Genomic DNA, 22,947 nt, shown 5'->3' with positions numbered 1-22,947 from the left:
GGTCGCTGTTGGTGACATGCTGTCGGCGCTTGAACCGCGTTGTTCCGCCCCTGCTGGGCGGAACAACGCATTTCAACAGCCGACAGCATGTCACAAACAGCGCCCACCCAACAACGCCAACGTCGACGCCTAACCAATAATTCAAACCTGCCCATGCCACCCCGGCGGCACCACCTCCAGCGCACGCCGCGGGCGCTGACCCTCGCCATCGCCCGCCGTCGGCGGCAAATCCACCGGCTGCTGCCGGAACACCGCCTCCAGCGTCTGGTCCAGCTGCGGATTGTCCAGGATCGACTTGAGCGCTTCGGCGCCGCGCAGATGCTGCGCCAGTGCCGTGCGCGGCAGCCGCGGCAGGTTCAGCACCAGGCGGTCATGCAGCGTGCGCAGCGTGACCTGCGACGGGTCGCACAGCAGCGCCCAGTGGGCCTGGCCGCGCTCCTGCTGCAGGCGGCCGACCAGGTGCATGGCCTTTAGCTTGTCCAGCAGGCTGGAGAGGTAGTCGGCCTCGACCCGCAGCTTGCGGCTCAGGTCCAGTTCGCCGACGCTGCGCGGCACTTCATCGCGGGCGCGGTAGAGCAGCAGCAGCACGCCCAATGCGTCGAAGAACTCGCTGCCGGCAAAGCTGCGGCGGCGCCAGTAGCCCTGACGGATCACCGGCAGGTTGGCGGCGATGGTCGCGCCCAGCAGCGTCACCAGCCAGCTCAGGTAGATCCACAGCAGAAACAGCGGCAACGCGGCGAAGGTGCCGTAGACCGCGGTGTAGGCCGGGATCTCGGTAATGAAATAGCCGAAGCCGCGCTTGGCGAACTCGAACGCCACCGCCGCGACCAGCCCGGCCACGATGGCGTCGCGCCACTCGACATAGGCGTTGGGCACCGCCGTGTACAGGAAGGCAAAGGCCAGCGCCGACAGCAGCACCGGCGCCGCGCCCACCAGCAGCCCCAGCCCCATCGGCATGGTGCCGACATAGCCGGCCGAGATCGAGATCAGGTAGGAGCTGATCGACAGGCTGGCGCCGATCAGCACCGGACCGAAGGTCAGCACCGCCCAGAACACCAGCACCCGCTGCGCCAGCGGGCGGCGCTGCTTGACGCGCCAGATCGCGTTGAGCGCGTCTTCGACGGTCAGCATGGTCAGCACCGAGGTCACCATCAGCCCGGCCAAACCCATCGCGGTCAGCCCGCGCGCGCTCTTGGCGAACATGCCGAGATAGCGCTGGATCGATTCGCTGACGTTGCCGGGAATCAGGTTCTGGAACAGGAATGCCTCGATGGCGTTGCGGAAGTCGCGGAACACCGGGAACGCGGCGAGCAGCGCGAAGGCCACGGTCAGCACCGGCACCACCGCCAGCACGGTGGTGAAGGTCAGGCTGGCCGAAACCTGCGGCAGCCGGTCTTCGGCGGCGCGGCGCAGCGCGTAGCGCGCCAGGGCACGCACCTTTTGCAGGTTCCATTCCCGGCGCAGGCGGGCGACGCGGGCTCCAATCATGCGCAAGCATCCTCCTGGATCTGGCTGTTCGGACCGTGGGTCCGATCGTCGGTCGATTCGATAGGCGGCCCCGTCACGCGTGCAGCGCGAGGCCATCGGGAGATGGCGCGGGGGGCGCATCTATAATACGCGCATTGTTGCCGGCGCCCACCCGCATCCCCTTTCACCACCCTTCACTGCCATTCACCGCCGGCCGTCCCGCGCCATGACCGAGATCCTCGTCCTGTACTACAGCCGCCACGGCAGCACCCGCAAGCTCGCCGAACTGATCGCCACCGGCATCGACAGCGTCGCCGGCGCGCAGGCCCGCCTGCGCACGGTGCCGCCGGTTTCCACCGTGTGCGAGGCCACCGCGCCGGACATCCCCGCCGACGGCCCGCCCTATGCCGAGCTGCGCGACCTGGAGGAATGCGCCGGGCTGGCGCTGGGCAGCCCCACCCGCTTCGGCAACATGGCCGCGCCGGTGAAGTATTTTCTCGATGGCACCGTGGCCCAGTGGCTGTCGGGCGCGCTCGCCGGCAAGCCTGCCTGCGTGTTCACCGCCACCGGCAGCCTGCACGGCGGGCAGGAGACCACGCTGCTGTCGATGATGCTGCCGCTGCTGCACCACGGCATGCTGATCCTGGGCCTGCCGTATTCCGAGAAGGGACTGATGACGACTGCCTCCGGCGGTACGCCCTACGGCCCCAGCCACCATGCCCACGGCGACAACCGCGGTCCCGTTACCGAAGAGGAATCGGCCCTGGCCCTGGCCATGGGCCGCCGGCTGGCGCAAACCGCGCTGCGCCTGGCCGGAGCGCAGGCATGACGCCCGCCGCGGACAACGACCAGGCCCTGCACAGCCCGTGGCTGTACCGGCTCAGCGTGGGCAGCCTGCTGGCGCTGCTGGTGCTTTGCATTGCCTGGGAATGGTTGCTGGCGCCGCTGCGGCCGGGCGGCTCATGGCTGATCCTGAAGTTCCTGCCGCTGCTGCTGCCGCTGCGCGGCGTACTCTCGCGCAACCGCTACACCATGCAGTGGTCGTCGATGCTGATCCTGCTGTTTTTCACCGAAGGCATCGTGCGCGCCACCAGCGACCGCGCGCCCTCGTCCACGCTGGCGTGGGTGGAGGTGGCACTGACGCTGGTGTTCTTCACCAGCACCATCCTCTACCTGCGTCCGTACAAGCGCCGCGCCCGCGCCGCCGCCAAGGCCGCCGCGCCGAAGTCCTGAATCCGTCCGCCATTGCCATGACCTCGCCTCAAGACTCTTTCCTCGCACTGTGCCGCGCCGCGCTGGGCCCGCAGCACGTGCTGACCGATACGGCCGACCAGGCGCCCTACCTGACCGACTGGCGCAAGCGCTATCGCGGCGAGGCGCTGGCGGTGCTGCGCCCGGGCACCGCCGCCGAGGTCGCCGAGGTGGTCCATGCCTGCCACGCGCACCGGATCGCCATGGTGCCGCAGGGCGGCAACACCGGCCTGTGCGGCGGCGCCACGCCGGTGGCGGACACGCCGCAGGTGGTGATTTCGCTGCAGCGGCTGAACCGCATCCGGCAGGTCGATCCGCTCAACAACACCATCACGGTCGAGGCCGGCGTGGTGCTGCAGCAGTTGCAGGAGGTAGCGCGCGAGCACGGCCGGCTGTTTCCGCTGAGCCTGGCGGCCGAGGGCAGCTGCACCATCGGCGGCAACCTCTCGACCAATGCCGGCGGCACCGCGGTGCTGCGCTATGGCAACACGCGCGAGCTGTGCCTGGGGCTCGAAGTGGTGACGCCCGCGGGCGAAACCTGGCACGGGCTGCGCGGGCTGCGCAAGGACAACACCGGCTATGACCTGCGCGACCTCTTTATCGGCGCGGAAGGCACGCTGGGCATCATCACCGCTGCGGTGATGAAACTGTTCCCGCTGCCGCGCGCGTCGGTCACGGCGCTGGCGGCGGTGCAGAGCCCGCGCGCCGCGCTGGCGCTGCTCGCCATCGCGCAGTCGCACGCCGGCGCCATGCTGACCGGCTTCGAGCTGATGTCGGCGCTCAGCATGACGCTGGTGACGCGGCACTTCCCGCAGCTGCGCTATCCGTTCGCGCAGATGCATCCGCAACTGGTGCTGCTGGAACTATCCGACAGCGAAAGCGAAGCCCATGCGCGCGGCATCTTCGAGGCGATGATGTCGGCCGCCTTCGACGCCGGCGTGGTCGCCGACGCCGTGGTGGCCGAGTCGGTGCAGCAGTCGCACGACTTCTGGAACCTGCGTGAGCACATTCCGCTGGCGCAGGTGGAAGACGGCAAGAACATCAAGCACGATATTGCCGTGCCGGTCTCGCGCGTCGCGGACTTTATCGAGTGCACCGACGCGCTGCTGCAGAATGCGTTTCCCGGCGCGCGCATGGTCACCTTCGGCCATCTCGGCGACGGCAACCTGCACTACAACGTAGCGCCGCCGGAGGGCACCGACCACGATGCGTTCCTGGCGCACCAGGACCAGGTCAACCGCATCGTGCATGACAGCGTGCGCTCGCACAACGGATCGATCTCGGCCGAGCATGGCCTGGGCCAGCTCAAGCGCGAGGAAAACCGGCACTACAAGAGCGAGGTCGAGCTCGCCATGATGCGGGCGATCAAGGGCGCGCTGGATCCGCTCGGGCTGATGAATCCGGGCAAGGTGGTGTAAGCGCGCCCGCGCTCAGCGGCGCAGCTCGGTCTGGATATAGGCCGCGACGTGCTCGAGCAGCTCGTCGAGATGGCCGCGCAGCGCGGCAAAGCCCGCATGCTGCGCCAGCGTGGCCTCGTCCATGTACAGCGCCCGGTTGATCTCGATCTGCAGGCTGTGGCGCCGCTGCGCCGGATCGGCATAGGCCCGGATCAGTTGCGCACCCTTGTATGGCCAGTTGATGGCCACCTTGTAGCCGAAGCCGCCCAGGCACTCCGCCACAAGTTCGATGAATGCCGCCGAGCAAGTCGCGCCGTCGCCGTTGCTGACGACGAAATCCGGCCGCGGGGCGCCGTTGTCGATGTTCATCGCATTGCCGCGCGACTTCATCGAATGGCAGTCGAGATGCCACACCGCGCCGCAGCGCGCATGGTGCTGCGCCAGCAGGCCGGATAACGCGGCGTGGTACGGGTCGTAGTAGGTCTTGAGCAGGTATTCCGCCATATGCGGCGACAGCGTCGCGGCATAGACCGGCACGCCCGGCAGCGCCAGCCGGCGCAGCACGCCCATGCCGCGGCCGGACTTGTCGCTGGGGTGCACTGCATAAGGCATGGCGCCGTCGATCAGCTCGGGATCGATATCGTCGCGGGCGCGGTTGACGTCGACCAGCCAGCGCGGGAAGTCCGCGCACAGCAAGGTCCCGCCCACGCCCGGCGCATGCGCGAAGAGCTGGTCGACATAGGCGTCCCAGCCCGACAGCAGCGCTTCGGGCGGCGCCGCCAGCGGCAGGGTCTCGGCGTGCAGCAGGCCGCTGTGCGGGGAGTCCACCACCAGCGGCAGCGCCGCCCCGGCCGGTTCAGTCAGCGAATACGGAAGCGTCATGGTCAGAATTTGTGCTGGATGCCGACGCCCACCGTGGTCACGGTGTCGCCGGACTTGTGCGAGTTGGGATCCTCGCGGTCAAAGAAGACGTAGGGCATGGTGCGCTTGCTCAGGCTGTAGCCATAGCTGGCCTGCACCTTGCTGAGCCGGCCTTGCGGGTCGCGCTGCACCGCGCGCTGCATGTAGTTGACGGTAACTTTATGGGCGCCGTACGGCACCGAGAAGCCGACCAGCCAGTACGGCACGTCGGTGCGCGTGGTCGCGGTGCCGGCGTAGCGGTCGCGCCCGACGATGCCGTAGAGGTTGATCACGGTGAAATCGTACGAAGCCACCGCCTGCACCTTGTCGCGGAAATCATTGGCCACCAGGCCGCCGCTCTTGGCATCGCGCGAATAGCCCAGGCCCGCGGCGAACTTGCCGGCGGAGTAGTTCAGTCCCAGGTCGAACTGGCGGAAATCGTCCTCTGCCTGCACCGGCGAACGGGTGTTGGGCGTCGCCGGGTCCGGCCCCCCCAGGTTCATGCGCGCCCGCAGCGAGAAGCCGCCGAAGCTCGGCGTCATATACCCCAGCGCATTCGACACGCGGTTGCGCGCATTCAGCACCCTGGTGCCGATCGCGGTGGCGCCCGCATCGTGGATGGCGAAGTCGATGTTCTGCGTCACTTGCGAATAGATCGGCGAACCCACGATTGTCGCCGAATCCAGCCGCCCCAGCGCGATCGCGCCGAAGCCGCCCTGCAGGCCGACGAAGGCGTTGCGGAACTGCGGGGTGGTAGCCACGCCGTTGTCAGCGCCGAAGCCCTGCTCCAGGCCGAATGCCGCACGCAGGCCGCCGCCCAGCTCCTCGCTGCCGCGCAGGCCCCAGCGCGAAGCGTTGTCCGTCATCTGCGTCGCCCCGCCGTCGGGCCCCTTCTGGTATTCGATGTCGGTGTCGATGCGGCCGTACAGCGTCACCGTGGCGTCGGCCGCGGCCGATGCCAGCGCCAGCGCGCCGCCGAGGCAGGCGCGTCCGAGTGCGCGCCGGGTGTGGATACCGTTCATGCTGCTGCTCCCCTGTCGTGGTCTGTCATGCAAAAAAAGTCCCCCCTCTGTGGTCCAACTGCCGCGTGGCCTGCCTGCGCAGCGCGCACGCTCCCGCCCATCCCGCGCAGGCGGGATGGCACCGTTCGATCGGGAGGTGAGCAGGCCGCGCCGGCCGGCGGCTATCTAGTCATTCAGATGGCAGGCGGACAGCCGTCCGCCGATATCGCGCAGCAGCGGCACCTGCGCCGTGCAGCGCGCGCTCGCGTGCGGGCAGCGCGGATGGAAGGCACAGCCGCTGGGCGGCGCGAGCGGGCTGGGCAGTTCGCCGCGAATGGGCTGGTGCGCGGGAGGACTGGCGCCCAGGCGCGGCGCGTCGGCCAGCAACGCGCGGGTATAGGGATGGTTGGGCGCGGCGAACACCTCGCGCGCGGGGCCGCTTTCGACGATGCGGCCCAGGTACATGATCACCACGCGGTCCGACATATGCTCCACCACCGCCAGGTTGTGGCTGATGAAGACATAGGTCAGCGCGTGCTCGCGCCGCAGCTGCATGAACAGGTTGATGATCTGCGCCTGCACCGAGACATCGAGCGCGGACACCGCCTCGTCGCAGATCAGCAGGCGCGGTCGCAGCGCCAGCGCGCGCGCGATTGCCACGCGCTGGCGCTGGCCGCCGGAGAACTCGTGCGGATAGCGCCCGGCATAGCCGCGATCTAGCCCCACCTGCTGCAGCAGCTCGCCGGCGGCCGCGGCGGCGCGCGAGCGCTGGATCAGGCCGTGGTAGACCGCGCCTTCGGTGATGGCCTGGCCGATGCGCAGGCGCGGGTTCAGCGACGCATAGGGGTTCTGGAACACCATCTGCACCGCGCGGTGATAGGCGGCCGAAGCGATGTCGGCACGCTTGCCCTCCCACGCGATATCGCCACCTGTCTGCGGCAGCAGGCCGGCCAGCATGCGGCCCAGCGTGGACTTGCCGCAGCCGGACTCGCCCACCACGCCCAGCACCTCGCCCTGGCGCACCTGCAGCGAGACATCGTTGACCGCATGCACCGCCTGCGCCGGCTTGCCGGCCATGCGCGCGAGCAGGCCGGGCTTGAGCAGAAAGCGTTTCTGCAGGTTGTGCGCTTCGAGCATGACCGTCATGCCGCCTCCAGGGGATAAAAGCAGCGCAGCGTGCGGCCGCGCACAGTGGTTTCGACAGGGATCTGGGCGCACGCGGGACGCGCGCGCGGGCACCGTGGCGCAAAGGCGCAGCCCGGCGGCAGCGCCGCCAGTGCCGGCGCTGCGCCCGGAATCGCGCGCAGGGTGGCGCCGCGCATCGCGGGCGTCGGCAGCGAATCGAGCAGGCCGCGCGTGTACGGATGCAGCGGCCGGCTGATCAGTTCGGCGACGGGCCCCTGCTCCACCACCCGGCCCGCGTACATGACGCAGACGCGGTCGACCAGGTCCTTGACCACGGCAAGGTCATGGCTGATCCAGATCGCGGCGGCGCCGGTCTCGCGCACCAGTTGCTTCATCTCGTAGAGGATCTGCGCCTGGATGGTGACGTCTAGCGCGGTGGTGGGCTCGTCGGCGATGATCAGGTCGGGCCGGTTGATCAGCGCGTTGGCGATCGCCACGCGCTGGCGCATGCCGCCGGACAGCTCGTGCGGATAGGCGCGCATGCGCTCCCGCGGCGCCGGGATGCCGACCCGCGCCAGCGCATCGACCGCCTGCGCATGGGCCTGCGCGCGGGTGCGGCGGTAATGCACCAGCACCGTCTCGGCGAGCTGGTCGCCCACGCGCATCACGGGGTTCAGCGACATCATCGGGTCCTGGAACACCATCGCGATACGGTCGCCGCGCAGCGCCTGCCACTGGCGCGGCGAGCACGCCAGCAGCTCCTGTCCCTTGAAGCGCACCGAACCGCCGGTGACGCGCCCGGGCGGGTCCAGCAGGTTCATCAGCGAGAACGCCGTGACCGACTTGCCCGAGCCGGACTCGCCCACGATGCCCAGGATCTCGCCCGGCTCCAGCGTGAACGACACGCCGTCGACCGCCTTCACCGCCCCGTGCGCGAACGCAAAGCTGGTGCTCAGGCCGGAAACTTCCAGTAGTGCCATGCCGGGCTCCTTACGCTTCCAGCCGCGGGTTGAGCACGCGGCGCAGGCGGTCGCCCACCAGATTGATCGAGCCGATCAGCAGCACCAGGGCCACGCCCGGGAACACGCTGATCCAGTACTTGTTCGACAGCATGTATTCGAAGCCGTTGGCGATCAGCATGCCCAGCGACGGCTGCGTGCGCGGCAGGCCGATGCCGAGGAAGCTCATGGTGGCCTCGAGCGTGATCGCATGCGCGATCTGCAGCGTGCCGGTCACCACCAGCGGCGCCATGCAGTTGGGCAGGATATGGCGGAACATCACGCGCATCGCCGGCAGCCCCTGACCGAGCGCGGCCTCGACATACTCCTTGCGCCGCTCCACCTGCGCGGCGCCGCGCACGGTGCGGGCAAAGTAAGCCCACTGCACGATCACCAGCGCCAGCAGGGTCTTGTCCACGCCCTGCCCCAGCACCGCCAGCAGGATCAGCGCCACCAGCACCGCCGGCAGGCTCAGCTGCAGGTCGACCACGCGCATGATGGCGGCATCGGCCACGCCGCCGAAGTAGGCCGCGGACAGCCCCACCGCGCTGCCCACCATCAGCGCCACCACCGCGCTGATCACGCCCACGCCCACGCTGATGCGGATGCCGTAGAAGATCGCGCTGAGCAGGTCGCGTCCGGCGCCGTCAGTGCCGAGCCAGTAGTGCGCCTGGCCTTCATAGCCCGTGCTGCCCGGCGGCAGCTCGGAATCGATCACCGACACCGTGGCGAGGTCATAGGGGTTCTGCGGGCTGATCGCATGGGCCAGCACGGCCACCAGCAGCAGCGCCAGCAGCAATGCCAGCGCGGCGGCGGAGACACGGTTGGCGCAGAAGCGCCGCAGCAGTGAAGGTCTTGCCGGCGGCGCGGCGGCTGGCGCCGGCGCGAGCGCGTGGAGCGCGGGAACGGCTTCATCGTTTTCGGATAGAGGCAGGGACATCGGTTCAGTCTCGGTCTTCGGTATTCAGTCTTCGATAGCGGGGAATGCAGGCGGCGGGGGACTAGGCCGCCTTGTGCCGCAGGCGCGGATCGAGCACCACGTACAGCAGGTCGACCACCAGGTTCAGCACCACGAACAGCAGCAGCGTGACCAGCAGGTACGCCACCACCACCGGGCGGTCCAGCGCCAGCACGGAATCGATGATCAGCTTGCCCATGCCGGGCCAGGAGAACACCGACTCGGTCACCACCGAGAAGGCGATCAGGTGGCCGAACTCCAGCCCGACCACGGTCACGATCGGGATCAGCACATTGGGCACGACGTGGCGCAGCACCAGCCGAGCGCCGCCCACGCCCTTGGCGCGCGCGAACTTGATGTACTCCTGCCCTGCCACCTCGCGCGTGCCGGCCTCGGTCAGCCGCGCCACCAGCGAGATCTTGAACAGCGACAGGGTCAGCGCCGGCAGCAGCAGGAAGCGGATGCCCTCCCAGCTGGTCACCGACAGCGGCACGCCCAGCACCGTGCTGACCGGCCCGCGCCCGCCCGACGGCAGCCAGCCCAGGTTCACCGAGAACACCAGGATGCCGATCATGCCGATCCAGAACGTCGGCATGATCACGCCGCCGAGCGAGGCCGCCATCAGCATCCGCGCCAGCCGGCTGTGCGGCTTCAGGCCGGCGTAGACGCCCATCGGGATGCCGATGCCCAGCGACAGCAGCAGCGCCGTCACCGCCAGTTCCAGCGTGGCCGGCACGCGGCTGACGATCAGCTCGATCGCGGGCCGGTTGTAGACGAAGGAGTCGCCCAGGTCGCCGTGCAGCGCGCCCTCGAGAAAGCGCAGGTATTGCTGCGGCACGGGCAGGTCCAGGCCGAGCGCATGGCGCGCCTCGGTGATCTCCTGCTCGGTCGCGGTGGGGCTGACCAGCAGGTGCACCGGGTCGCCGATCAGGTTGACCGCGCAGAAGGTCAGCACCGACATGATCCAGAGCACCGCGATGCTCTGCAGCAGCCGTTTGAGTAGGGTTTCAAGCATGGTAGGAAGCCGGTGGGATGCGGATACGTAGTGGCGTGATCAACGTTGCGGCAGCGCCGTCGGCGCCGGGCGGATGTTGCCGGCATAGGTGAAGCCGTCGCTGCGCGGCTGCACGACAAGACCGTCGCGATAGGCCCAGGCCGCGCGCAGGTGATGCAGCGGGATGATGCCGGCGTCGGCCGCCAGCCGTTCCGCCGCGCCCTGCTGCGCCAGCTCTCGCGGGGCCGGCGCCATGGTGCGCATGGCCTGCCCGATCAGGTCGTCAACGGCCGCGTTGGCATAGCCGCTGCGGTTGTTGGCGCCCAGGCCGGCGGCCTTGTCCTGCGCATGCGCCACCGCCACCAGCGGCTCCAGCGAATCGCCGCTGACCGCGCCGATGCCGAGCAGGAAGGCGCTGAACTCCGGCTTGCCGCCGGCGCCGCCCGAGGTGGCGCGGGTGATATAGACCGAATACGGCAGCGTGCGCACCTCGGTGCGGATGCCGGCCCGCGTCAGCATCTGCCCGACCGCTTCACAGGTCTTGGCATCGTTCAGGTAGCGGTCGTTGGGGCAATGCAGCGTCAGGCGGAAGCCCTGGGGATAGCCGGCCTGCGCCAGCAGCCAGCGCGCCCGCTCCACGTCGGCGCGCGGCGCCGGCACCGCCGGGGCAAAGCCGAAGAAGCCCCGTGGCACCATCTGACCGGCCGGCACCGAATCGCCCTTGGTCACGCGCGCCGCGATCAGGTCGCGGTCGATCGCCAGGCTGATCGCCTGCCGCACGCGCACGTCGCGCAACGGGTTGGCCGCCAGCGGCTGGCCGGCGTGGTCCTGCACATAGGGCGAGACCGCGCGGGCCTGGTCCAGCTGCAGGTAGTTCAGCATGTACGAGGTGGCGGCAACCACGCGGATGCGGCCGTTGGTGCGCGCAAAGGCTTCGGCAATGCTGGCCGACGACGCGTCGATCACGTCCACCAGCCCGGACAGCAGCGCCGAGGCCCGCGCCGGCTCCTTGGGGATGAACTGGAACACCACCCGCTGCCACGGCTGCGGCCCGCCCCAGTAGTCGGGATTGCGCGACAGCGTCAGCTGCTGGCCATGCTCCCACGCCACCAGCCGGTACGGGCCGGTGCCGATCGCGGCGCTGCCATGCGCGAAATCGGCCTCGCGCACCCCCGCCCCCAGCGAGCGCGGCAGCATCGCCACCATGCCCACGTTCTGCGGCAGCACCGGGTTGGGTGAACGCGTGCGCACGCGCAACGTCAGCGGCCCGGTGACCTCGACCGCCGCCACCGACTTCAGGTAGGTGCGGAAGGTGCGCGCGCCCGGCAGTTTCATCGCGCGCTCGATCGAATAGCGCGCATCCTCGGCGGTAAACGGCTCGCCATTGCTGAAGCGCACGCCGGGACGCAGCTGGAATTCCCAGGTGCGGTCGTCCAGCTGCTGCCAGCCGGTGGCCAGCAGCGGCACCGGGCGCAGCGCGTTGTCCAGGCCGACCAGGGTTTCGTAGACATGGCCCCACAGGTTGCGCCCGGCGGCGTCGAGCACATGGGGATCGGCGGCGCTGATCTCGGCCTTGTAGCCGATGCGCAGGTCGGCGGCGCCTGCGGCGTTCGCGACGTTCACGCCGGCGAGCAGCGCCGCGGCAACAAGGCTTGCCGCGACAGATGCGGCAAGGCGCGACGCCAGGTTGACGGCAGGGTTGGACATGGTGGGGTGGTTCGTTTCCCGAAACATTGTTTCATTCAGTGATACCGTGTATCGAAGAATAAGACATCGAGGCCCATGTCGTTAAGCAGGGTTTACCCCCGAGGCGCCCACACCAGGCCAAAAAAAAGGCGCCGAAGCGCCGTTTGGGACGGGAACTGCGCGGGACGTGCCGCGCTCGTGTCGACTTGTACCGGCTCAGCCGCCCGCGTAGCCGAGTGCCCGCGACAAGTTGGCGGCCTCCGCCACCACCATCGCCACATGGGTGTCCAGCGCCTGCCGCGTGGTGCGGCTGGCCGGGCTGGCGATGCTCAGCGACGCCACCGCCGCGCCGCTGTGGTCGCGCAGCGGCGCGGCGGCAGACACCGCGTCGGCATCGCGCTCGCCCACCGACACCGCATAGCCGGCGGCACGGATCGCCGCCAGTTCCTCGCGCAGCGCCTGCGGCTCGATGATGGTCTTGGTGGTGAAGCGTTCCAGCTGCTGCGCCAGCACCGCATCCACCACCTCGGGTGCGGCGAAGGCCAGCAGCAGCTTGCCGGAGGCCCCCACATGCAGCGGCCGCCGGTTGCCGATCTCGGTATGCACGCGCACCGACTGGGCCGACTCGTGCCGAGCCACGCAGACCGACTCCAGCCCGTCACGCACGCGCACGATCACGTTCTCGCCGCAGGCCGCGCCGATCGCCGCCAGCCGCGGGCCCACCAGCTTGACCAGGTCGAACTGTTCGCGCGCGGCATTGCCCACCAGCAGCGCGTTGTAGCTGAGCTTGTAGACCGCCGCCGGCGATTCGCGCGCGATCAGGCCGCGGTGCTCCAGCGTGGTCAGCAGGCGGAACGCGCGCGCCTTGGTCAGCCCGGCGCGCCGTGCCAGTTCGGTCACGCCCAGCGATGGGTGCTCGGCTACCAGCATCAGCAGGCCCAGGGCCTCATCCACCGCTTCAACGATGTAGGTCATCGATCCTTTTGCTCAGATTCAGTAGTGTCCAGCGCAGATTGTAGCGGTCGCCGCAATCGTTCGCGCCGCAAGTGCTGCGCGCCCGGCTTAGATGGCAGCGCCCGCGCCCGCCCCGAATACAGCCTTCGGCACTTCCGAATACAGCGCAGCGGCCAAGCTACGCAATACTCTCGGGATCGCCGTGCCGGCATCGCGCCCGCCCCGCCCCCGCGCTGGCACCCCCTGACGCACCGAAGGAGAACAGATGAGCATCAACGGCAAGGCCTATATCGTCGGGGCCTACGAGCACCCGACCCGCAAGGCACCCGACAAGACCGTGGCACAGCTGCACGCCGAAAGCGCCAAGGGCGCGCTGCAGGACGCCGGCCTGACGCTGGCCGATGTCGACGGCTATTTCTGCGCCGGCGACGCGCCCGGGCTGGGCGCGGTCAACATGGTGGACTACCTCGGCCTGAAGGTGCGCCATGTCGATTCGACCGATACCGGCGGTTCCGCGTACCTGGTCCATGTCTCGCACGCGGCGCAGGCGATCGCCGCCGGCAAGTGCAACGTCGCGCTGATCACGCTGGCGGGCCGGCCGCGCTCCGAAGGCTCCACCGGCACGCAGGCGCGCAACTGGGGCGCCAACCTGCCCGACCTGCCTTTCGAAAGCCCGTTCAGCCCGGTCACGGTCAACCTGTACGCGATGGCGGCGATGCGCCATATGCACGAGTACGGCACCACCGCCGAGCAGCTCGCCTGGGTCAAGGTGGCCGCGTCGCATCACGCGCAGCACAACCCCCACGCCATGCTGCGCGACGTGGTCACGGTCGAAGACGTGCTGAACTCGCCGATGATCTCGGATCCGCTGCACAAGCTGGATTGCTGCGTGGTCTCGGACGGCGGCGGCGCGCTGGTGGTGGCACGCCCGGAGATCGCCGCGACGCTGCGGCGGCCCAAGGTGAAGATCCGCGGCGCCGGCGAATACATCAAGGGCCAGCTCGGCGGCGAAGTCGACCTGACCTGGTCGGGCGCTCGGTTCTCTGGCGCCACGGCGTTTGCCGAAGCCGGCGTGACCCCGGCCGACATCAAGTACGCGTCGATCTACGACAGCTTCACCATCACCGTGCTGATGCAGCTGGAAGACCTGGGCTTCTGCAAGAAGGGCGAAGGCGGCAGGTTCGTCGCCGACGGCAACCTGATCTCGGGCGTCGGCAAGCTGCCGTTCAATACCGATGGCGGCGGCCTGTGCAACAACCACCCGGCCAACCGCGGCGGCATCACCAAGGTCATCGAGGCCGTGCGCCAGTTGCGCGGCGAGGCCCACCCCGCGGTGCAGGTCGCCCATTGCGACCTCGCGCTGGCCCAGGGCACCGGCGGCTACCTGGGCTCGCGCCACGGCAGCGCCACCCTGATCCTGGAACGTGAATAAAGCGCGGGAGCACTGACATGACCACCCCACATATCCCAGCCGTCTACAAGGCGCCCGACGAACAGCCCGACAACCTGCCGTTCTGGCAGGCCGCGCGCGAAGGCCAGCTGCTGGTCAAGGTCTGCGACGACTGCGGCAAGCCCCACTGGTACCCGCGCGTGCTGTGTCCGTTCTGCATGGGCACCACGTCGTGGAAGCCGGCCAGCGGCCGCGGCACCATCTACACCTACAGCGTGACGCGCCGCGCCGGCCCCAATCCGTTCTGCATCGCCTACGTGAAGCTGGACGAAGGCGTGACCATGATGACCCATATCGTCGATTGCGATCTCGATACGGTGCGGATCGGCCAGAAGGTGCAGGTCAAATTTTCGCCCAGCGACGGCGGCGCGCCGGTGCCGACCTTCACGCTCGCCTGAGGGGGCGCGGCAGTCAGCCAGCGTTGCGCCGGCTGACTGCGAGCGGCGGCCTACTGCCGGCCCGCCGCCATGCTGCCGAAGCGGCCGCTGCTGAAGTCGCGGAACGCCTGGGCGATCTCCGCCTCGCTGTTCATCACGAACGGGCCGTGGCCGACGATGGGCTCGTCGATCGGCTCTCCGCTGAGCAGCAGCACCACCGCATCGGTGCCGGCCTCGATGCCGACCGCATCGCCGGCTCCGTCCAGCACCACCATCTCGGCATCGCGTACGGTAGCCTCGGCGTTGACCGTAACCTTGCCGCGCAGCACCACCAGCGCGGTATGCCAGCCCTCGGGCAGCGCCAGGCGCGTGCTGGCGCCCTGGTTCAGGCGCATGTCCCACACGTGCATCGGCGTAAAGGTGCGCGCCGGGCCGCGCTTGCCTTCATATTCGCCGGCGATCACGCGCACCGTGCCGGCGCCGTCGGGCATCGGCACCGCCGGGATATCGCCGTCGACGATCGCCTGGTAGCCCGGCGCGGCCATCTTGTCGCGCGCCGGCAGGTTGACCCACAGCTGCACCATTTCCAGCGCGCCGCCGCTTTGCGTGAACGCGGGCGAATGGAATTCTTCGTGCAGGATGCCGGCGCCCGCCGTCATCCATTGCACGTCGCCCGGACCGATGACGCCGCCCTGCCCGGTCGAGTCGCGATGCGCGACCTCGCCCTTGTAGACGATGGTCACGGTCTCGAAACCGCGGTGCGGATGCTGGCCCACACCGCGCGGACGCTGGGTCGGCGTGAAGTCGGCCGGGCCGGCGTAGTCCAAAAGCAGGAACGGGCTGAGCTGCTTGCCGTGGCTGGTGTACGAAAACATCGAGCGCACCGGGAAACCATCCCCGACCCAGTGCGGACGCGGTGCGCTGTAGACACCCAGAATGCGCTTCATGTTGATCTCCGAGAGTGCCGGCCAGGCGCGGCCGGCAATGATCCATGCAGCGATGATAGGTGCCGCGGCCAGTGCGCGGTAGGCGGCGGGATTGCGATGCAGCGTCCTGCGGCTGGAACGATGCCGCCGCCCTTCAGAAGCGGTAGCGCACGTAGCCCATGCTGAAGTTGGTGCCCGGATTCGGGTCCTGGATGCCGGCGTTGGACAGGTGCTGGAAGCGATAGCCGACCGTCAGCCGCCGCGCCTTGCCGAACGCGACGCCCACGCCAATCATGTCGGAGAACTGGAAGGCCGAGCCCATGCGATGGCCGCCGGCGATTTCGGTGTGGCTCAGCACGCGCAGGCCCACCGAGGCCTCGACAAACGGCGTGACGTGCTCACCCGCATAGCTGAGCCGGAAGATCGGCGACACGCCGAATTCCGTCAACTGGCTCGACGGCCGCGACGACAGCGCGCGCCAGTTCGCCACGTTGACCTCGCCGTCCAGCGCCAGTGCCAGCCGGTTCGACAGCTGCCACTGCACGATCTCGTCCCAGCGCGCCGACACTTCGTATTTCTCCACGCCGTGCCGGTTGTCGCGCCCATAGCCCGCCTGCAGCGAGAACCCTGCCGCGCCGGCGGCGCCGGGCAGCGCCAGCAGGCAGGTTGCGAAAGAGACCGCAGCCGCGGCCGGCGACCACCGTGCTGCGTTTTTTATCTTCACTGACATCCGTATATGTCGGGCCGCGCCTGCACCAACGGGTCGCGCCGCCACTTTGTTTTGATCACGGCTCGACACGATAGCAGCGCGTCGCGATGGCAGAAGCCTCCGTCAGGCAAACACAGTGTTCCAAAGCAGGAACAATATGCATGCGCCCGCGCAGACGGTGCCTGGCCGGCCCGCTGCAGCGCCATCCAGACAAAAAACCCCGGAAAGACCGTGGTCTTCCGGGGTTTTGCGCAAGGCTCGGGCTGCGCGGCGGTGTGTCACACCGCCGGGCTCAGTCCTTCAGTTCCACCAGCAGGTCCTTCGCCGCCACCCGATCGCCCGCCTTCACATGCACCGCGGCAATCTCGCAGTCCCGGTCCGCGGCGATATGGGTCTCCATCTTCATCGCCTCCAGCGCCAGCAGCGTGGTGCCCGCGGCGACGCGCTGGCCCGGCTGCACCGCCACCGTCACGATCGAGCCCGGCATCGGCGCGGCGACATGCAGCGGGTTGTCCGGTTCGGCCACCGCCCTGCCCTGGCGCGCGGCCGCCGCCTGCGCGGTGCTGCGCGGTTCGACCAGCGTGGTGCGCGATTGCCCGTTCAGCTCGAACTGCACCTTGATCTTGCCTTCGCCGGCATCGGGGTGGGTGCCCTGCAGCGAGACCAGCAGCGTCTTGCCGGGCTCGATGTCGATGGCCACCTCTTCCTGCGGCTGCAGGCCATACAGGTAGGCCGGCGTCGGCACCACCGAGGTGTCGCTGTACTGGCGCACATGCGCATGGTACTCGGCGGCCTGCTTGGGATACATCAGGTACGAGGCCAGCTGGCGGTCGTCGAGCGGCTGCTCGCACGCCGCCGCGCCCGCGGCGCGGGCCGCGTCGAGGTCGACCGGCGCGATCTGGTCGCCGGGGCGGTACGGCGCGGGCGGGTCGCCGCGCAGCACCTTGCGCGACAGCGCCGCCGGGAAGCCGTCGGGCGGGAAGCCGAGCTCGCCCTTGAACAGCGACACCACCGATTCCGGGAAGGCCATCTCCCTGGCCGGATCGCACACGTCGGCGGCGCTCAGGTCGTTGGCCACCATCATCAGCGCCAGGTCCCCGACCACCTTGGAGGTCGGCGTCACCTTGACGATGTCGCCGAACATCTGGTTGACCTCGGCGTACGCGCGCGACACCTCGGTCCAGCGATGCTCGATACCAAGCGAGCGCGCCTGCTCGCGCAGGTTGGTGTACTGGCCGCCGGGCATCTCATGGCGGTACACGTCGGCGGTGCCGGCGCGGATCTCGGATTCGAACGGCGCGTAGTAGCGGCGTACCCCTTCCCAGTACATCGACGCCTCGTGCAGCCGTTCCAGGTCCAGGCCGGGGTCGCGCTCGCTGCCGGCCAGCGCCGCGGCGATGCTCGACAGGTTGGGCTGCGACGTCAGCCCGCTCATTGCATCGAGCGCGCCGTCGACCGCATCGCAGCCGGCCTCGATCGCGGCCAGCGCCGACGCCGCCGAGATGCCGCTGGTGTCGTGCGTGTGGAAATGCACCGGCAGCCCGGTCTCTTCCTTGAGCGCCCTGACCAGTGCGGCCGCCGCCTGCGGGCGGCAGATGCCCGCCATGTCCTTGATGCCCAGCACATGCACGCCGGCCTGCTGCAGCTCGCGCGCGATGCCGACGTAGTACTTCAGGTCGTACTTGGAGCGCTTCGGGTCGAACAGGTCGCCGGTATAGCAGATCGCACCCTCGCACAGCGCGCCGCTCTCGCCGACCGCATCGATCGCCACGCGCATATTGCGCACCCAGTTGAGCGAATCGAACACGCGGAACACATCCACGCCGGCGCTGGCCGCCTGGCGCACGAAGAAGCGCACCACGTTGTCCGCATAGTTGGTGTAGCCGACCGCGTTGGAGCCGCGCAGCAGCATCTGGAACAGCACGTTGGGCACGCGCTCGCGCAACTGCTCCAGGCGCTGCCACGGGTCTTCCTTCAGGAAGCGCAGCGCCACGTCGAAGGTGGCGCCGCCCCAGCACTCCAGCGAAAACAGCTGCGACAGCTCGCGCGCATAGAACGGCGCGATCGGCAGCATGTCGGCGGTGCGCATGCGCGTGGCGAACAGCGACTGGTGCGCGTCGCGCATGGTGGTGTCGGTCAGCAGCACCTGCTTCTGCTCCAGCATCCAGCGCGAGAACTTCTCGGCGCCAAGCTCGCGCAGGCGGTCGCGCGTGCCGTAAGGCAGCGCGGCATTGGTGTCGATCGCCGGCAGCACCGGCGCGGGCAGCGGCAGCGACGGCAGCGCGCGGCCGCTCATCTCGGGATGCCCGTTGACGCAGACTTCGCCCAGGTAGCGCAGCAGCTTGGTGGCACGATCCTGGCGTTTGGCGAAAGCCAGCAGCTCCGGGGTCTTGTCGATAAAGCGCGTGGTCACGTCGCCCGAACGGAACGCGGGATGGTTGATGACGTTCTCGAGGAACTGCAGGTTGGACGCGACGCCGCGGATGCGGAACTCGCGCAGCGCCCGGTCCATGCGCCGCATCGATTCCGGCGCGGTCGGCGCCCAGGTGGTGACCTTGACCAGCAGCGAATCGTAATACGGCGTGATCACCGCGCCGCCGTAGGCGGTACCCGCGTCCAGCCGCACACCAAAGCCCGCGGCGCTGCGATACGCAGTCAGGCGGCCATAGTCGGGCAAGAAACCGTTCTCCGGGTCCTCGGTGGTGATCCGGCACTGCAGCGCATGGCCGTTCAGGGCGATGTCCTGCTGCACCGGCACGCCCGCGGCGCGCACCACGATCTTGCCGTCGGCATCGCGCGTGTTCTCGGTCATGCCGATATGGCCGCCCTCGGTGATGCGGATCTGCGCCTTGACGATATCGATGCCGGTGACCATCTCGGTGACGGTATGCTCGACCTGGATGCGCGGATTGACCTCGATGAAATAGAACTGGCCCGAGTCGGCATCCATCAGGAACTCGACCGTGCCGGCATGGGTGTAGCCGACCGCGCGCATCAGCCGCAGCGCCGAATCGCACAGCGCGCCGCGGCCGGCAGCGTCCAGGTAGGGCGCCGGCGCGCGCTCGACCACCTTCTGGTTGCGCCGCTGCACCGTGCAGTCGCGCTCGTACAGGTGCACCAGGTTGCCGTGCGTGTCGCCCAGCACCTGCACTTCGACATGGCGCGCGTTGCGTACCAGCTTCTCGACGTAGACCTCGTCATTGCCGAATGCCGCCAGCGCCTCGCGCCGCGCCGCGGCCAGCGCACCCTCCAGGTCCTGCTCGCCCTCCAGCACGCGCATGCCGCGCCCGCCGCCGCCCCAGCTCGCCTTGAGCATCAGCGGATAGCCGATGGCGGCGGCCAGGCGCTTGCACGCCTCCAGGTCATGCGGCAATGGATCGGTAGCCGGCATCACCGGCACGCCCGCCGCGATCGCCGCGTTGCGCGCCGCCACCTTGTTGCCGAGCTTGCGCATCACCTCCGGCAACGGGCCGACCCAGCGGATGCCGGCATCGATCACGGCCTGCGCGAACTCCGGGTTCTCCGACAGGAAGCCATAGCCCGGATGGATCGCGTCAACCCGCGCCTGGCGCGCAATGCGCAGGATGTCGTCGATGTCGAGATAAGCCGCCAGCGGCTTCTTGCCCGCGCCGACCAGGTAGCTCTCGTCGGCCTTGAAACGATGCAGCGCGAGGCGGTCTTCCTTCGAATAGATCGCCACCGTGCGCACGTTCATCTCGGCGGCCGCGCGCATCACGCGGATGGCGATCTCGGAACGGTTGGCAATCAGCAGCGATTGGATCGGGCGATAGTCCATGGCGGCAAGAAAATGTCCCTCCGGGCGCGGTGGCCGGAAGGTCGGGTGACTGGGAATGGCGAATGGCAGGCGGAGTCCCGCATGCGCCTGCGCCTCCAACCGGGCGCAAGAAGCGAGCCACCGGCACGCCTGTTGATTTACAAGAGCTTTTTATTACGAAAAGGCCCGCGTGGAATTCAAAACTGAAACTCCCTGGCATTTCGCCACCACATCCGGCTATCGCGCCGCACCCGTCTTGTCCACGTGCAGGGCGAATTCGATGCACTCGGCGGTCGGCCCGGCCCACTGCCCAAAACCGATCCAGCCGTGCCCCCTCAGCGTGACCTCGTCACGGCGCAAAATGAATGGCTCGCCGCCGTCCATGCTGACGTGGGTGCCGTTCGAGCTGCGGTCGATCAGCACGTATCGGCCGGCGCGAGGCTCGGCCGTGGCCTGGAAGCGGGACGCGAGGCGGTCCGACACCACGATGGTCATGCCGGCATCACGCCCGATGGTGACCGGCGCCGAGACCGCGTTCATCTCGACCACGGTGTCCCGATAGCGCAAGGTAAGAAACGCGGCATTCGACAGCGGCTCATTGAATCCCGCGATCAGGGTCAGGTCGGTGGCCTGCTGCCAGATCGCTTCGTACAGCTCCACCGGCTGCGCCCTGCCGCGCACGTGGATGGGGTACAGGTAGCGCGTCATCTGGCGCAGCGGCGCAGGAAGGTCCGCCACCGCGTCCTTGCTGGTGATGATCTGTCCGCGCGCCGCGAGCCCGGACAGCCGGGCGGCGAGGTTCACGGCATCGCCAAAGATATCGCCCGACGCGTCGAACAGGATCGGGCCATGGTGGAAGCCGATGTGGGAAGACATGGTGAAGCCCGCCACCGGCGGCAGTTCGGCAACCGCGCGCTGCATATCCAGTGCCGCCTGCAAGGCCTGCTCCGCGCAGGGAAACAGCACCATGACCTCGTCGCCGATGGTCTTGATGAGCCGGCCTTGCGACGCCTCGGAACACGCTTTCATCGCACCCAGGCAACGGCCGACCGCGGCAAGGGCGGCGGCGTTGCCCGCCCTTTCATAGAGCCGCGTACTGCCGCTGACATCCGCGAACAGTACCGAACCCTCCGACGCCTGGTGCAGCAGTTCCCGGTCCATGTGCATCCCGATCCGTCCCGCCAACCCCGGGCGGCGACCCCGGCCAGATGCCGGCGCCCCGCCCCGCATGCAGGGAATTCTGGCACCGGCAAGGCCGATGCTCAATATGAATCTGGAGCGCGCCGGGAAGAGGGATGCCGGCACAGGCGCAAGCGCGGGATGGAAGCGGAGCCAGCGGGCAGATGCATGCCGAAAGGCGTGCGACGTGCGCTGCCACGGGCCCAAAAAACAAAACCCCGGAAGACCGCGATCTTCCGGGGTTCCGCCGCCAAGGACGGTTGTCATTGGCGGAGACGGAGGGATTCGAACCCTCGATCCAGGTTTTGGCCCGGATGCTCCCTTAGCAGGGGAGTGCCTTCGACCTCTCGGCCACGTCTCCCAAACTTGCGTTGTGTGAGGGAGCCACACAACGAAGCGCGTATTCTAGCGACGCCGCCGGGGTTGGTCAATGAAAAATCGATGACTCAACACAAATTTTGCGGCCTCGCCAGAAAAGCTTACGAACGGATCACGCCTGTTCCAGTTCGAAGGCCTTGTGCAGCGCGCGCACGGCCAGTTCCATGTACTTCTCGTCGATCAGCACCGAGATCTTGATTTCCGAGGTGGAGATCATCTGGATGTTGATGCCCTCTTCCGACAGCGTGCGGAACATCTTGCTGGCGATGCCGACGTGCGAGCGCATGCCCACGCCCACCACCGACACCTTCGACACCTTAGGGTCGCCCGATACGCTGCCGGCGCCGATGTGCGCCTTCACGCCATCGTTCAGGATGGCCAGCGCGCGCTGGTACTCGCCGCGCGGCACGGTGAAGGTGAAGTCGGTCTTGCCGTCGACGGACTGGTTCTGGATGATCATGTCGACGTCGATATTGGCGTCGGCGACCGGGCCCAGGATCTGGTAGGCGATGCCGGGCTTGTCGGGCACGCCCAGGACGGTGATCTTGGCTTCGTCGCGGGCAAAGGCGATGCCGGAGATGACAGCGGCTTCCATGGTGGAGTCTTCTTCCTCAAAAGTGATCAGCGTGCCCGAGTGCATTTCCTGCTCGAGCGGCATAAGCGGGTCGGTCAGCGACGACAGCACGCGGGTCTTGACGCGGTACTTGCCGGCGAATTCCACCGAGCGGATCTGCAGCACCTTGGAGCCGAGGCTGGCCATTTCCAGCATTTCCTCGAAGGTGATCTGGTCCAGGCGGCGGGCGTCCTCGACCACGCGCGGGTCAGTGGTGTAGACGCCGTCGACGTCGGTATAGATCAGGCACTCGTCGGCCTCGATGGCGGCGGCAATGGCCACGGCCGAGGTGTCCGAGCCGCCGCGGCCCAGCGTGGTGATGTTGCCGTCGTCGTCGATGCCCTGGAAGCCGGTAATCACCACCACGCGGCCGGCGTCGAGGTCGGCCAGGATGCGCTCGTCGTCGATCGATTCGATGCGGGCCTTGGTGTAGGACGAATCGGTCTTCACCGGGACCTGCCAGCCGGTGTAGCTGACGGCGTCGATGTCCTCGCCGTGCAGCGCGATCGCCAGCAGCGCCACGCTGGCCTGTTCGCCGGTGGAGGCGAGCATGTCCAGTTCACGCGGATCGGGCTGGGGCGAAATTTCCTTGGCGAGTCCCAGCAGGCGATTGGTCTCGCCCGACATGGCCGAAGGCACCACGACTACGCGGTGACCGGCGCGGTGCCACTTGGCCACGCGCTTGGCGACATTCTTGATGCGTTCCGTGGAACCCATCGAAGTGCCGCCGTATTTGTGAACGATGAGAGCCATCTTCTTGTCGACGCCAGCGATTGTGCAAAGCCCTTGAAAATACACGAAGCGGCCCG

General features: G+C 68.5%; 19 protein-coding genes and 1 tRNA gene. 5 read left to right on the top strand and 15 right to left on the bottom strand.

Annotated features, from left to right (window positions below; all coding sequences use genetic code 11):
- Nucleotides 1-141 precede the first annotated feature (141 nt).
- Nucleotides 142-1,488, bottom strand: coding sequence for a YihY family inner membrane protein (locus RALTA_RS05845; RefSeq protein WP_012352513.1), 1,347 nt, complete (start codon nt 1,486-1,488; stop codon nt 142-144).
- A 205-nt stretch (nt 1,489-1,693) separates the two neighbouring features.
- Here RALTA_RS05845 and wrbA point away from each other — a divergent pair, with 205 nt between their 5' ends.
- The 3 genes from wrbA to RALTA_RS05830 are packed head-to-tail and all read left to right on the top strand — an operon-like array spanning nt 1,694 to nt 4,136.
- A complete protein-coding gene (gene wrbA / locus RALTA_RS05840; protein WP_012352512.1) occupies nt 1,694-2,296 on the top strand; it encodes an NAD(P)H:quinone oxidoreductase in 603 nt (200 codons plus the stop codon).
- Nucleotides 2,293-2,700 (top strand): DUF2069 domain-containing protein, encoded by a 408-nt coding sequence (locus RALTA_RS05835; protein WP_012352511.1) that lies wholly within the window; start codon nt 2,293-2,295, stop codon nt 2,698-2,700. Before wrbA ends, RALTA_RS05835 begins: the two co-directional genes overlap by 4 nt.
- Nucleotides 2,701-2,717: 17 nt before the next feature.
- Nucleotides 2,718-4,136 carry an FAD-binding oxidoreductase gene (locus RALTA_RS05830; protein WP_041232107.1) on the top strand — a complete coding sequence of 473 codons (1,419 nt, stop codon included), beginning with the start codon at nt 2,718-2,720 and terminating at the stop codon, nt 4,134-4,136.
- Between the two features lie 12 nt (nt 4,137-4,148).
- Here the strand turns inward: RALTA_RS05830 and RALTA_RS05825 are convergent, their stop codons facing one another.
- From RALTA_RS05825 to RALTA_RS05790, 8 genes are all read right to left on the bottom strand, one after another.
- Nucleotides 4,149-4,997 carry an N-formylglutamate amidohydrolase gene (locus tag RALTA_RS05825; protein WP_012352509.1) on the bottom strand — a complete coding sequence of 283 codons (849 nt, stop codon included), beginning with the start codon at nt 4,995-4,997 and terminating at the stop codon, nt 4,149-4,151.
- 2 nt (nt 4,998-4,999) lie between these two features.
- Nucleotides 5,000-6,037, bottom strand: a complete 1,038-nt coding sequence (locus RALTA_RS05820; RefSeq protein WP_012352508.1) for a porin — start codon at nt 6,035-6,037, stop codon at nt 5,000-5,002.
- Between the two features lie 165 nt (nt 6,038-6,202).
- A complete protein-coding gene (locus RALTA_RS05815) occupies nt 6,203-7,162 on the bottom strand; it encodes an ABC transporter ATP-binding protein (protein WP_012352507.1) in 960 nt (319 codons plus the stop codon).
- On the bottom strand, nt 7,159-8,121 hold the full coding sequence (locus RALTA_RS05810) for an ABC transporter ATP-binding protein (RefSeq protein ID WP_012352506.1): 963 nt from the start codon (nt 8,119-8,121) through the stop codon (nt 7,159-7,161). Before RALTA_RS05810 ends, RALTA_RS05815 begins: the two co-directional genes overlap by 4 nt.
- 10 nt (nt 8,122-8,131) lie before the next feature.
- Nucleotides 8,132-9,079: an ABC transporter permease gene (locus RALTA_RS05805; RefSeq protein WP_012352505.1), complete on the bottom strand. Its 948-nt coding sequence runs from the start codon at nt 9,077-9,079 to the stop codon at nt 8,132-8,134.
- 61 nt (nt 9,080-9,140) lie between these two features.
- On the bottom strand, nt 9,141-10,112 hold the full coding sequence (locus RALTA_RS05800; protein WP_012352504.1) for an ABC transporter permease: 972 nt from the start codon (nt 10,110-10,112) through the stop codon (nt 9,141-9,143).
- A 39-nt stretch (nt 10,113-10,151) separates the two neighbouring features.
- Nucleotides 10,152-11,798, bottom strand: a complete 1,647-nt coding sequence (locus RALTA_RS05795; RefSeq protein ID WP_012352503.1) for an ABC transporter substrate-binding protein — start codon at nt 11,796-11,798, stop codon at nt 10,152-10,154.
- 195 nt (nt 11,799-11,993) lie between these two features.
- Complete coding sequence (locus tag RALTA_RS05790; RefSeq protein WP_012352502.1) at nt 11,994-12,752, bottom strand: IclR family transcriptional regulator; 759 nt, start codon at nt 12,750-12,752, stop codon at nt 11,994-11,996.
- Between the two features lie 244 nt (nt 12,753-12,996).
- On the opposite strand from RALTA_RS05790, the gene RALTA_RS05785 reads away from it, so the two are divergent.
- On the top strand, nt 12,997-14,163 hold the full coding sequence (locus RALTA_RS05785) for a thiolase domain-containing protein (protein WP_012352501.1): 1,167 nt from the start codon (nt 12,997-12,999) through the stop codon (nt 14,161-14,163).
- A gap of 17 nt (nt 14,164-14,180) precedes the next feature.
- Complete coding sequence (locus RALTA_RS05780) at nt 14,181-14,579, top strand: Zn-ribbon domain-containing OB-fold protein (protein WP_012352500.1); 399 nt, start codon at nt 14,181-14,183, stop codon at nt 14,577-14,579.
- A 50-nt stretch (nt 14,580-14,629) separates the two neighbouring features.
- Here the strand turns inward: RALTA_RS05780 and RALTA_RS05775 are convergent, their stop codons facing one another.
- The 6 genes from RALTA_RS05775 to RALTA_RS05750 form a co-directional block, all read right to left on the bottom strand.
- Nucleotides 14,630-15,505, bottom strand: a complete 876-nt coding sequence (locus tag RALTA_RS05775; protein ID WP_012352499.1) for a pirin family protein — start codon at nt 15,503-15,505, stop codon at nt 14,630-14,632.
- A gap of 133 nt (nt 15,506-15,638) precedes the next feature.
- The gene (locus RALTA_RS05770; protein ID WP_012352498.1) at nt 15,639-16,214 is read right to left on the bottom strand and encodes an acyloxyacyl hydrolase; all 576 of its coding nucleotides are present in this window, start codon (nt 16,212-16,214) and stop codon (nt 15,639-15,641) included.
- Between the two features lie 271 nt (nt 16,215-16,485).
- Nucleotides 16,486-19,989: a pyruvate carboxylase gene (locus RALTA_RS05765; RefSeq protein ID WP_041232106.1), complete on the bottom strand. Its 3,504-nt coding sequence runs from the start codon at nt 19,987-19,989 to the stop codon at nt 16,486-16,488.
- A 216-nt stretch (nt 19,990-20,205) separates the two neighbouring features.
- Nucleotides 20,206-21,135 (bottom strand): adenylate/guanylate cyclase domain-containing protein, encoded by a 930-nt coding sequence (locus tag RALTA_RS05760; protein ID WP_012352496.1) that lies wholly within the window; start codon nt 21,133-21,135, stop codon nt 20,206-20,208.
- A 279-nt stretch (nt 21,136-21,414) separates the two neighbouring features.
- A tRNA-Ser gene (locus tag RALTA_RS05755) sits at nt 21,415-21,508 on the bottom strand.
- A gap of 129 nt (nt 21,509-21,637) precedes the next feature.
- On the bottom strand, nt 21,638-22,891 hold the full coding sequence (locus tag RALTA_RS05750; RefSeq protein WP_012352495.1) for an aspartate kinase: 1,254 nt from the start codon (nt 22,889-22,891) through the stop codon (nt 21,638-21,640).
- Nucleotides 22,892-22,947 lie beyond the last annotated feature (56 nt).

This window comes from Cupriavidus taiwanensis LMG 19424 (genome assembly GCF_000069785.1).
GTDB lineage: Bacteria > Pseudomonadota > Gammaproteobacteria > Burkholderiales > Burkholderiaceae > Cupriavidus > Cupriavidus taiwanensis.
The sequence above is the reverse complement of the archived record's forward strand: the minus strand, read 5'-3'. Positions and strand labels throughout refer to the sequence as shown.